At 41.0% G+C, this 12,429-nt stretch carries 11 protein-coding genes and 1 pseudogene; 3 read left to right on the top strand and 9 right to left on the bottom strand.

The genetic code is table 11. The annotated features are described in order from the left end of the window. Positions 1-70 precede the first annotated feature (70 nt). The gene (locus OCV60_RS06710; RefSeq protein ID WP_262529865.1) at positions 71-1,459 is read right to left on the bottom strand and encodes an MATE family efflux transporter; all 1,389 of its coding nucleotides are present in this window, start codon (positions 1,457-1,459) and stop codon (positions 71-73) included. A gap of 278 nt (positions 1,460-1,737) precedes the next feature. On the opposite strand from OCV60_RS06710, the pseudogene OCV60_RS06705 reads away from it, so the two are divergent. Further along, positions 1,738-3,435: pseudogene (locus OCV60_RS06705) on the top strand (polysaccharide deacetylase family protein). A gap of 337 nt (positions 3,436-3,772) precedes the next feature. Here the strand turns inward: OCV60_RS06705 and OCV60_RS06700 are convergent. The 5 genes from OCV60_RS06700 to OCV60_RS06680 form a co-directional block, all read right to left on the bottom strand. Beyond that, a complete protein-coding gene (locus OCV60_RS06700; RefSeq protein ID WP_021944088.1) occupies positions 3,773-4,645 on the bottom strand; it encodes a phosphoribosylaminoimidazolesuccinocarboxamide synthase in 873 nt (290 codons plus the stop codon). A gap of 105 nt (positions 4,646-4,750) precedes the next feature. Continuing rightward, entirely contained in the window at positions 4,751-5,668 is a 918-nt protein-coding gene (locus tag OCV60_RS06695; protein ID WP_021944087.1) for a SufB/SufD family protein, read from the bottom strand. Between the two features lie 18 nt (positions 5,669-5,686). Beyond that, the gene (locus tag OCV60_RS06690) at positions 5,687-6,412 is read right to left on the bottom strand and encodes an ABC transporter ATP-binding protein (RefSeq protein ID WP_117785816.1); all 726 of its coding nucleotides are present in this window, start codon (positions 6,410-6,412) and stop codon (positions 5,687-5,689) included. A 227-nt stretch (positions 6,413-6,639) separates the two neighbouring features. Next, positions 6,640-7,020, bottom strand: coding sequence for a hypothetical protein (locus OCV60_RS06685; RefSeq protein ID WP_117785817.1), 381 nt, complete (start codon positions 7,018-7,020; stop codon positions 6,640-6,642). A gap of 157 nt (positions 7,021-7,177) precedes the next feature. Further along, complete coding sequence (locus OCV60_RS06680; protein WP_021944085.1) at positions 7,178-8,317, bottom strand: serine/threonine protein kinase; 1,140 nt, start codon at positions 8,315-8,317, stop codon at positions 7,178-7,180. 103 nt (positions 8,318-8,420) lie between these two features. Between OCV60_RS06680 and OCV60_RS06675 the strand changes: the two genes are divergently transcribed. Together OCV60_RS06675 and OCV60_RS06670 are read left to right on the top strand one after the other, a co-directional pair. Next, positions 8,421-8,864, top strand: coding sequence for a hypothetical protein (locus OCV60_RS06675; RefSeq protein ID WP_021944084.1), 444 nt, complete (start codon positions 8,421-8,423; stop codon positions 8,862-8,864). A 15-nt stretch (positions 8,865-8,879) separates the two neighbouring features. Beyond that, positions 8,880-9,518, top strand: a complete 639-nt coding sequence (locus OCV60_RS06670) for a lactate utilization protein (RefSeq protein WP_117807283.1) — start codon at positions 8,880-8,882, stop codon at positions 9,516-9,518. A gap of 160 nt (positions 9,519-9,678) precedes the next feature. Here OCV60_RS06670 and OCV60_RS06665 read toward each other — a convergent pair whose 3' ends face one another. From OCV60_RS06665 to OCV60_RS06655, 3 genes are all read right to left on the bottom strand, one after another. Then, the gene (locus OCV60_RS06665) at positions 9,679-10,113 is read right to left on the bottom strand and encodes an Hsp20/alpha crystallin family protein (protein WP_117822011.1); all 435 of its coding nucleotides are present in this window, start codon (positions 10,111-10,113) and stop codon (positions 9,679-9,681) included. A 177-nt stretch (positions 10,114-10,290) separates the two neighbouring features. After that, positions 10,291-11,214 carry a ketopantoate reductase family protein gene (locus OCV60_RS06660; protein ID WP_262529862.1) on the bottom strand — a complete coding sequence of 308 codons (924 nt, stop codon included), beginning with the start codon at positions 11,212-11,214 and terminating at the stop codon, positions 10,291-10,293. A 216-nt stretch (positions 11,215-11,430) separates the two neighbouring features. Next, positions 11,431-12,354: a LysR family transcriptional regulator gene (locus OCV60_RS06655; protein WP_262529861.1), complete on the bottom strand. Its 924-nt coding sequence runs from the start codon at positions 12,352-12,354 to the stop codon at positions 11,431-11,433. Between the last annotated feature and the right edge of the window lie 75 nt (positions 12,355-12,429).

The following is a 12,429-nucleotide window of genomic DNA, read 5'->3' as shown; positions in this document are numbered from 1 at the left end:
ACCAAACAATCTTCTGTCATCTGAAAAATTCTACTTTTTTACGAACTTACTCATATTGTGCCGCATACGGTCAGATTACCTTTTTGCCGATCCATCTGCCGCTTAGGTACCGCCGGATGAACAGCACGCCACGTACGAACTGATCCATGATCATAGCGACCCAGACACCAAATACACCCATACCCATATATTTGCCGAGCACATAACTGAACACGATACGGCAGATCCACATCGTACAGATGGATACGATCATGCTATACTTAACATCACCGGCTGCACGGAATGTACATGGAAGCGTAAATGCTACCGGCCAGATCGTAGATGCCGCAATACCATGAAGCATCAGGATCTTCTCGGCAGCAGACTGCGCTTCGTAAGATAGTCCATACGCTTTCATGACCAGAGGAAGAACCGCAAATGTAAACAATACCGTAACTATGATACACATATATGCCATGACCAGAACTTTGATCGTATAATATTTTGCCTGCTCGTAATCTCCTGCTCCCACGCATCTTGATACTACTGTGACCATGGCAAGGGAAGCCGCCATACCAGCCATCAACTGGAATCCGGCAATCACATTACCGACTGCATTTGCAGCGATCGCATATGTGCCAAATGTTGAGACCAGGCTGAGCACAAGGATCTTACCAAGCTGGAACATACTGTTTTCCAGTCCGTTTGGAATACCTACCAACAGAATGCTTTTCAACATATGCCAGTTCGCCCGATAATGCAGACTTTTCTTTATATAAATACGTGTACTGTCCTGCTTCGCCTGTGCACTTTTCTTCGGGATCAGCAATATGATCATGATAACCGCTGCTGCCAGTCTGGAAACCAGAGTAGGAATCGCAACGCCTTCCGTTCCGCATTTGCATACATAGATCAAAATGGCATTTCCCACTACATTGATCCCGTTCATGATCAAAGATACCCGCATGGATATATTAGAATTACCGATGGAACGGAAAATAGCCGCACCGGCATTATAAAGTGCCAGAAACGGAATCGATGCATTTACGATCATCATATAAGTATCTGCATGACCATATACATCTGCTTCGATCTGACCAAACACATGATTTAGGATCAGTCCCTTGCCCGCATACATGAGCGCCATGACTCCGAGCGACAGGAGCATCGAAAACCACACAAGCTGTGTAGCTGCCTCTCCCGCCTTTTCTTTATTCTTCTGTCCAAGATACTGTCCGACCGTAACCGCACCCCCGGTCGCAAGTGCTGCAAAAAGGTTGATGATTAACTGAAAACAACTGTCTACCAGCGATACACCTGAAACAGCCGATTCCCCTACCGAAGATACCATGATCGAATCTGCAAGTCCGACTAACATCGCAAGCATCTGTTCAATGATCAATGGCACATATAATCTGACCAGATCTTTATTTGAAAATAAATATGTACTTGTATCCCGTTTTTTCTTATGTAATAACATTATACTTCTCTCTCATTTCTAACGAAAAGAATTTTTTATCTTTATCATCTTTCAAACAAGCCAATATAGCATTATAAACTTCCCCATCTGTACTTGCAAGCATTATACACCGTGCATCCACAACGATTTGTCAGAAAATACTGTTTAAAAACAAACGATGCATTTATTATCTATATTTAAGATATTTTATATAGAAAGCCATTATCTTTTGTGTTAGTATAATCCATACCCGAAAAATATTATTATGATCAGTTTGGGTATGGAAGGAGTCTGGATTTATGAAAAAATTCTTTTTATTGATTCTTGCCGCTTTGATCCTGATACCAACAGTTTTCTCTTCCGGCATCACAAGTAATGCCGCAGCAAAAAAACATACAACAGGATTTGTAAAGGAAAAAAACGGCACACACTATTATTACAAAAATGGCAAACAGGCAAAAGGGCGCTGTACTATAAATGGTCATACATACATTTTTAACAGTAAGGGTGTCATGCAGAAAAAAGGCTGGTATACGACCAAAAGGGGAAATACCTATTATCTCCGGAAAAATGGTACAGCCGTGAAGGGCAAACAGACGATCAAAGGTAAGACTTATATTTTTTCCAAAATCGGACGTATGCGAAAAGGCATGTACAAAAGTCCTTATACCGGAAAAAAATATTACCTAAATCCAAAGACAGGTGTATTACTTACCAATTCCTGGTTTACAACAAAAAAAGAAAATAAAATGTACTTCGGTTCCAGCGGTGCTGCCTACACCGGAAAGCATACGATTGGAAAACATACCTATCTGTTCTCAGACAAAGGTGCCATGAAAAAAGGCTTCCAGAAATTAAACGGTCATACCTATTATTTCCGTAAAAAAGGCGGGGCTATGGCAACCGGATTTCTCAGAATAAAAGGGAACATGTATTATTTCAACCAGAATGGTATCATGCAGACCGGTTTTCAGACCTTAAACAATAAAACATTCTACTTCAAAGAAAATGGTTGTATGTTAACCGGCTTCCAGAAATTAAACGGTCATACCTATTATTTTACCAAACGGGGTGTCATGGCAAAAGGATTTAAAAAACTGAATGGCCAAACATATTACTTCCATGATAATGGAACTATGGCTGTCGGTGTCCAGAAAGTTGGCAGCAGCAATTATTATTTTAAGGCAAACGGAACCATGGCAACCGGTTTTCAGAAGATAAATGGCAAAACCTATTATTACAAAGAAAACGGAACCATGGCATATGGGATGCAGACGATTGGAAAAGACAGATATTATTTTAAATCAGATGGTACATTACTGACCGGCAGAGTTAAGATCGGCAACTGCCTGTATGTCGCAAATGACAAGGGTGTTATCTACAGAACGGTAGATGGAAATAAGAAAATGGTTGCCTTGACCTTCGATGATGGTCCTTCTCCATACACACCACTGGTATTGGACACACTGGAAAAATATAATGCAGTTGCAACCTTCTTTGTTGTTTGAAACCGCTGCTCCACATACAGTTCTTACCTGAAACGGGAATATGCACTCGGCTGCGAGATCGGTACACATACCTATGATCACGCATGGTTAAACAGATTATCTGCAGACGGAGTCAAAGAAGAGATCAAAAAGGGATCAGATGCGATCATCCGTGAGATCGGAGTTGCTCCTACTCTGATGCGTCCGCCTGGTGGCTGCGTCAATGATACTGTACGTGAGAATGTAGGTCTTCCAATGATCATGTGGTCTGTGGATACCAGAGACTGGGAAACCAGAAGCACTCCTACTACGATCACACGAGTTGTGGATGGCGCTTATGACGGAGCGATCATTCTGATACATGACCTTCACCAGTCAACCGCTATTGCCTCACAGACATTCATTCCGAAGCTGATTGAAAATGGTTATCAGCTTGTAACTGTCAGCGAAATGGCTGAGCTTCGTGGTGTAACAATGAAAGCCGGGCAGTCTTATAATTCATTCAGATAAAATAAACAATACCGATAAAATGGAAAGAAGTCCAGATACAGCATTTCTGCCATATCTGAACTTTTACCAAAACAAGATGGAATCTTACTACCCCATTGTAATAAGATTCCATCTTTTTATTATAATCACCATAAAACCCCTGGTAATTTTTTATCTGTTGTATTTCTTATGAGCTGACTATAGCATGCCATTTTTCAAGCGTCAACCCATAATTGTCAGATTTTACAGACATTTTATCAAATATTCAGAAAATTAATTCAGGCGGTATAAATACAATCCTGCGTACCTATACCACCTAATAAAATTAAGTACTATTCTATTCTTTTTCTATTACTTATTACTTTAAAGGCTTGCCTGTGAGAAGCTCATATGCCTGAAGATATTTGTCAATTGTTTTCTGAACGATCTCGTCAGGAAGCTCCCAGTTGTTATCCGGATTTGCCTTTAACCAGTCACGGGCAAACTGCTTATCAAAGGATGGCTGACCATGACCCGGTTCATATCCCTCCGCAGGCCAGAAACGGGAGCTGTCCGGTGTGAGCATCTCATCACCGAGAACGATATTGCCATTCTCATCCAGACCAAACTCGAACTTGGTATCTGCTATGATGATACCTCTTGATAATGCATATTCTGCACACTTCTTATATAAAGCGATCGTATAGTCACGAAGCTTTGCGCCATATTCTTCGCCCTTGCCAGGAAATCTCTTTTCCAGATATTCAACACTCTGCTCGTATGAGATATTCTCATCATGATCTCCGATCTCTGCCTTTGTGGAAGGTGTGTAGATCGGTTCCGGAAGCTTATCGGATTCTTTTAATCCTTCCGGAAGCTTGATACCGCATACTGTACCGTTTTCTTTGTAGCTTGCCCAGCCACTTCCTGTGATATAACCACGAACGATACACTCAACAGGGAGCATTTCCAGCTTCTTGCACATCATACTATTTCCGTCAAATTTCTCCTGCTGGAAAAATTCAGGCATATCCTTTACGTCAACCGAGATCATATGGTTTGGAAGAATATCTTCTGTCATATCAAACCAAAATTTGGACATCTGTGTCAGGACTGTACCCTTCTTTGTAACAATGTTCTTTAAAATGACATCAAAACAACTGATACGGTCTGTTGCTACCATGATAAGGCTGTCACCATTATCATAAATCTCACGTACTTTACCCTCTTTAATCGGTTTCATTTCCTGCATTTTTGATACCTCGCTATGATTTTATGATTTGTATTTTTTACTCTTACAAACTATCACTATCTACCTTTAATGTCAAATAGGTTATATGATTTATTGTAAACGCTTTTATTTTAAAAATCCATTGATGATCTGCTCTTCCGCTTCTGCCTCTGTCAGCCCAAGCGTCATCAGCTTGATCAGCTGCTCGCCTGCAATCTTTCCGATCGCTGCTTCATGGATCAGGTTTGCATCAATGTTATTTGCCGTCAGCTTCGGACTTGCTGATACGCTTGCGCTATCCATAATGATCGCATCACATTCACTGTGACCCTTACATTCATTATTGCCATTGATTGTGGAGAAAAATTCCTGTCTGGACTGATCTCTTGCAACGGATCTGGATACTACATTTGCACTGCAGCCTTTTCCATTCAAATCCACAACAAAATCAGTCTTTGCATACTGTTTGCCATGTGTCATGATCTTCTCCCTGATCTCTAATGATGCGTTATCCTTCAGATCTCCGCCGGTCTTTCTGACAGTCGAATCAATTCCCTTGATCTGAGTCGTCTCCATCTCCATCGAAGCACCTTCTTCCAAATGCACGATGGTTTCCGGATTCATGATATTCTCGCCATTTCCATCTCCCTCACCATAGTGTCGTTCGATGTATTTTACTTTTGCATTTTTACCAATATAAAAAGTATGGATGCCGTCATGCTTGGAGGTGTCCACACCACAGTTATGGATACCACATCCGGCTACGATCGTAACATCGCTGTCCTCTCCGATATAGAAATCATTGTATACCATATCCTGCAGGCCGCTCTTACTCAAAAGAACCGGAATATGCACACTTTCATTTTTTGTTCCCGGTTTAATGATGATATCGATTCCCGGCTTATCCTCTTTTGTTACAATATCTATATTTGCAGTTGTATTTCTGCTGTCAAGCTGTCCGTTGACACGAATATTAAATGCGCCCTCCGGTACATCATGAAGTCCTGCTACCTGCTGCAATAAACTCTTCTGAATTAAATCCATGTTCTGTTACCTCACAACTTATTTCTGTTTTTCTTCCAGCACCTTGCAAGTGGCTGATTCACCAGTCAGTCTTGGCATGATCACATCTCTGCTTCCGATTGCATCAACATGACCATTTGCGATCACAACGATCTTATCTGCTATATTAAGGATCCGCTCCTGATGGGAAATGATCAGAATCGTTCCGTTAATCTCTTCACGCATCTTTTCAAATACCTTGATCAGACTGTTAAAGCTCCACAGGTCGATGCCTGCCTCTGGCTCATCAAATAATGACAGCTTCGTACCTCTTGCAATGATCATGGCGATCTCAATACGTTTTAACTCACCACCGGAAAGACTTGCATTCACTTCACGGTTCACATAATCTCTTGCACATAATCCGACTTCGGAAAGGATCTCGCAGATCTGTGAAACATTCAGTGTTTTGCCGGATGCTATAGATACCAGATCTTTTACAGTAAGCCCTTTAAAATGAACCGGCTGCTGAAATGCATAGCTGATTCCTTTCTTTGCACGTTCCGTTATATTCAATTCCGAGATATCTTCTCCATCTAAAAGAATCTGTCCGGTTGTTGGCTTGATAATTCCGGCTATGATCTTCGCAAGTGTTGATTTACCGCCACCGTTAGGTCCGGTAATTGCTACGAAATGTTCGTTTACTGTAAGGTTAATGTCTTTTAATATTGCTTTCTCTTTTCCATCCTCATTTACAATATATGAGATGTTTTTTAACTCTAACATAGTTCCTCCATCGCTGTTTGTATTTTTTAAACACACTGTTTTATAGTATATCCTAAAATCCCCTATATTCCAATATTCTTTTAGTATTTTTTCCGGTTTCCGGCGGAAGTATGCGTGGTTTTTCTTCCTATAATCAAAAATAAGTCCATCCGGTTGTGTGGGGGGGATGACTATATTTCCCCACACACAACCGGATGGACTTATTTTTTATAGGTGTTTTATATAAATTAAGAATTTCTCTTCTTTGTTAATACGCCTGCGATTATGAATATAACACCGAATGCTACGGAGATAACGCCCCAGATTACTAAATCAGCATAGGAACCTGCACATATAAGGCCGATCAGACCACCGACTATGTAGAAGCCTGCACTTGTGAATGCACCGCCTGCTCCGGTTGACTTTCTGGTTACAATTCCAACAATTCCTGCAACAAGGAAACAAATTGCAAGTAATACACCTGCAGAGCCTCCGGATTCCCCGTTTTCTTCCAGTGCATTTGATAATCCTGCCGCACAGGACTGAAATGTTACTAAGACTGATAACACGATCGTTATGATCCCTGCTACGAGTCTGAATGTTGATAAAGGTTGCTTTGTCTTTTCCATAATAAATTCTCTCCTCTTTCTGCTGTTATAAGTGTTCTTGCTATTATATTAAAATCCCCCTGTATCAGTCATCATTCAGGGTATTTTGATATAATTACAACCACTGCATATTCTATCTTATAAAATTTTCAGAAAGAGCTGGTGTGCTGACAGCACACTATCGGAATATGTCCTCTACTATAACGAATACAAACATCACTAAAAAAAACCATGCCACCGTATATAAAAACAATCCAACCAGCTTCCATATCTTCTTCGGTGAGCGCACAAGCGGGAAATAATTCCAGACGTCCAGATAATTATTCCAAAAAAACGGAGTAATAATAAACATCATAAAATATACAAAGCGATTTACATATAACCAAGTTCCGGAGAGCGGTTCTCCATGATCTTTTACTTCTACTGTCAGACAGAAATACATCCAAAATATATAATAAATGGCTGCAACAACCATATTCAGGATTTTTCCTTCCCGAAATCCCGGTGGCAGGAAACGAGTCCATGCCGGGCGGGATTTATCATTCAAGGATACTTTATCTGTAGCTTCATCTAAAATCATGCTCTGTTGCATCGCATCGAGCATTTCCTCTGCTGTCTGATATCGTTTCTCCGGATCGATCTGGGTTGCTTTTCGGATGATCTGTGACACTTCCTGATGATCTGCGTAAATTCCATCCCGGATCAATTTTCCACACAACATATAATTTAATAACACGCCAAGTCCGTAGATATCCGTCCGCGCATCTGACTGCGAAAAACCGTATTGCTCCGGAGCTGCAAATCCTCTTGTACCGATCAACTCGGTATCCCGATTCCTTTCTGCGTCAAAAACTCTTGCAGTATTGAAATCGATCAGATATACAGATACAATACCATGTCCCTTTTTGAAATCCCCCTGAAGCATTATATTTGTCGGTTTGATATCCCGGTGTACGATCGGCGGTATATGTCTGTGCAGTTTTTCCAATGTCCGGCAAAGATATTCGATCACTCTTCCGGCAGCATCCAAATCCAGACATCCAAACTGTTCAATATATGTTTCCAGCGTGATCCCCTGTATGTATTCTTCGATCAGATATAACGTACCATCCTCTTCCATACATTCATAAATCTGCGGAACATAAGGGAGTTTTGATTGTTGCAGCCAATCATATATAGATTTATCATATTGCGTCAGCACTTTTTCTACATAAATCTGTCCGGTCTCTATATGCCGCACCAGAGAAATTCCCTTTTTATGCTCTACTTCTTCCAGTCTGCGATAAAAGGACAGACGACTTTGTATTTCTAAATTCATATCATTTTCCTATTGTTTATCTTGAAATTGCTTTATCGACAAGTATAATAAATATTATATGGTACTGATAAAAATTATCAAGGGAAAGAATGCAGGATTAATCATGGAAACGACCAGAACAACAGATCTGCTGAATGAATTATCAACCGATGATTCAAATATACATTTTAAATCATATATAACATCTCATGCAGATGATATGTCCTGTGACAATCTGCAGGATTATTTTAATCTTTACTTTAAAGATCACCCGGAGCTTCTGACCGCCGATGTCATAAAACGAAGCAATCTGGACCGCGGCTATGCTTATCAGATCTTAAACGGCAGGAAACCACATCCCGGAAAATACAAGCTGGTTCTTCTGGCATTATGCGCCGGAATGAATTTGAAAGAGATCCAACGTGCACTTACAATCTCCGGAAATGCCGTGTTGTATCCCAAATTTCCACAGGATGCTGCCCTGATCGTATGTATCAATCAGAACTGTACTTCTGCATTTGAAGTGATGAATTTCTTTGCGGAAAATAATCTGGATTTCCCTGAATAAACGGAGGTATATCAAATGGATACTTTTAGAAACATGAGAAACGACAAACTGGCGAAAGCCATGATAAACAAGCTGGCTGCCAGAAATATGGAAGGCTTCTATGTCCAGACAAAGGAAGAAGCTAAGGAGCTTGCACTGAGTCTGATCCCGGAAGGAAGCTCTGTCGGCTGGGGCGGTTCCATGACCGTAAAAGCAACCGGACTTTTAGATGCTCTTATCGAGGGAAACTACAAAGAGCTGAACCGTGATGCAGCAAAAACACCGGAGGAAAAAGACCGGATCTCCAAAGAATGTTTCTTCGCTGACTACTTCTTAACAAGCTGTAATGCAATCACCGAAGACGGCATTATGGTAAATATCGATGGCAATGGAAATCGTGTAGCTGCCATCGTCTATGGTCCTTCCCATGTTATCGTGATCACAGGAATGAACAAGGTAGTACGGACAGAAGAAGATGCTTTAAGCCGTGCAAGAAATGAAGCAGCTCCGATCAATGCACAGCGCTTCGGACTTTCAACCCCTTGCAGTACAACCGGCGAATGCGCAAACTGTCTGTCACCGGAAACAGTCTGCTGCCAGTTCTTAACCACCCGCTATTCCAAGCACAAAGGACGCATCAAGGTCATCCTTGTAAATGAAGATCTAGGATTTTAGAATAACAGACAAATTTCAGGGGCTGTTTATTATTATTGCGCAAGACACTTTCGTTCTATCCTCAACGCAACGGTACATAAGGTTGCAAAATACGCAACCTAAGTACCGGCGCTCGGACAGGCTTGCTACATAATAATAAACAGCCCCTGAAGTTTGTCCGTTATCCTTCTATCGAGATAATCTTCTTTTCTTCTACTTCCGGTTGGTCGTCGAATTTTGGTACATAGACATACAGAACACCATTTGCAAATCTTGCTTTAATATCTTGTTCACTGACTTTGTCGCCGACATAGAAGCTTCTCTTATAATGACCGGAATACCGTTCCTTTTTGATATAGCTTCCTTCCCTGTCTTCACGATCTTGTCCAGTATAGCTGGCAAGAATTGTCAGGTAACCACCTTTTAATTCTGCCTTGATGCTTTCCTTTGGAAATCCCGGCAGATCCATCTCTATCTCATATCCGTCCTTTGTTTCGAATATATCAGTTGCCATTGTAGTCATGGTACGAAGTCCGGAATGGCTGCCCCAGAAGGAATCATCAAAGAAGCCATTCATCATCTCAAAATTATCTGAAAAAATACTTGGTCTATCCATCCTAATTACCCCATTTCTATCTATATTTCTGATTCTCTTTCATCAGTCATATATTACTGTCATTTTCCTGCATTTTATTAGACTCACACAACTTTCTCTATTATATGCAGTTACTTCATACCATTATTTATAGCACGTTTTGTTAGCACTGTAAACAGTTGAGTGCTAATTCAAATATTATCTTTTTGTAAACTTCTCCTCCAGTACCCGGATACCATGATAGAACATCTCATTAATCGGAGTGGGCACGCCAAGCTCTTTTCCCATCTTTATGACATTGCCGGCAAACATCTCTACCTCGGTCAGCTTCTCCGCTTCCAGATCCTGCAGGGTTGATGGTTTGTTCTCGGGTGGAATTGTCTTTACTGTAACATCCTGCTCCGCTATTTCTTTTTCACCTATATCGATTCCCTTCTTCTGCGCGATCGCAGCCACTTCCCGCATGGCATTGTCACGGATCCAATTCGCACTGTCACTGATACGGAAAAATCCAAATGGGATACCGAGCAACGCACAAGTCATATTTTCCCCAATATTGCACATATATTTAAACCAGAGTCCCTTTAACATATCCGGATCGATCTCATATGGAATATCGGCATGATCAAATACTTCTTTTACAGCAAGTACACGATCTGACAGAACATCATTTTTATTCTCTCCGAAGTGAATCTTGCCCCAGTACGGATCAAAGTCTGCCTTTCCGTCTTTCATAACAATGGACATTCTCATATATGCATACAATACATGTTTTTCGCCAAATGCCTGAATCAACTGTTCCTCACTGTCTACACCATTTAGCAAAGACAGGATCAATGTATGTTCGCCTACCTGATGGCGGATATCTTCTATTGCCTGTGCAAATCCATAGCCCTTTACACCGATCAGTATCAGATCCGCCGGCTCACCCTGTTCTTCGGGTGTCACGATCGGGAATCTATAGTTGACGCCATTGATCGTAACTCCTCTACTTTCCAGGCGTTTTTTACGTTCACCACCTGCAATAATATAAAAATTCTCTCCAAATGCTTCATATAATCTTGGCGCAAAAAATACACCCATCGCGCCAAGTCCGATCAATGCAATTCTTTTGATCTTCATATTTCTTATTCCTCTTTTCCACTATATTGATTCTTTGTTTAACATTCTATCCTGTTTTGGTGTGATTCCACGCCATCTTTTATATGTTCTTATAAAATGACTACAGTCAAACTGTCCTCCTCACAAAACAGTCATACATTTTCTGCAAATATGCCTGGGGGATATTTAATGTATGAATGTTGAACTTGATAACTGCATACCAGACGTTTTCTGTTCTCAATCGATGCCCCGATTGAGGGTGTTTACCTTTTCGCAGTCTTCTTCCAATAATCTGCGAAATGATCTTGCGGCTGTATTCAGTGGATGCTGGCTGTCATATATCATGCAGATATGCCGGTCAGGAATTTTCTCCTTTAGGACTGCCTGTATTACCTCTCCGCGTTCGAGCGCCTCACCTGCCATGGATTCCGGTATAAATGCCAGTCCCAGCTCACAACGGACAAGCGGCAGGATCTGATCTGTTGTCGCAGCCTCCGTATCCGGTGCAAATTCTATCCCGTACGATAAAAACAGCCGTTCATAAAATCGAAATGTCATCGTTTCTCTTCCAAGACTGATCAACGGATAATTCTTTAATTCTTTTAAAGACAACGTCTTTCCCTGCAGCTCTTTAAAGGATTGTCCACCGATCAGGATCTCCCGAAACGATCTCAACATTCTGGTTTCAAGGAGCGAGTCTGCTTCCACCGGTGTCGACACAACAGCAAAATCAATCTTACCGCTCTTTACTGCATCTACTGCCTCCGGCGTGGAATGATTATAGATTCTCAGTCGAATTCCCGGATATGCAGTATGAAATGACCTTAATTTATCAAACAAATATATATTTAACGCTGTCTCGCTGGCTCCGATCGATATACTTCCATGTACCATGCCCGAATAGTCCGCCAGTTCTTCCTCTGCCGTTAATAACTGATGCATAGCTGCCGACACATACATATATAGTTTTTCTCCCTCCGGTGTAAGCTGAACGCCCCGGTTGGTTCTTACAAATAAGGTACTGTGCATCTGCTGTTCCAGACAGTTCATCGCTCTTGTAACATTTGGCTGGCTGCTTTCCAGAACCTTCGCAGCCTTTGTAAAATTATGATATTTTGCCACATAATAGAAAATTTTATAATATTCAAAGTTAATATTCATCTGTCTTCTCCGTTTCTTTTATCATGTCAAATGATTATGTCTATCATATCAATTATATCTTTTACTTATCTTTCT

The sequence above is a fragment of the Coprococcus ammoniilyticus genome, assembly GCF_025567345.1.
Classification (GTDB): Bacteria; Bacillota; Clostridia; order Lachnospirales; family Lachnospiraceae; genus Coprococcus; species Coprococcus ammoniilyticus.
This window is presented reverse-complemented; position numbering and strand designations above follow the sequence as displayed.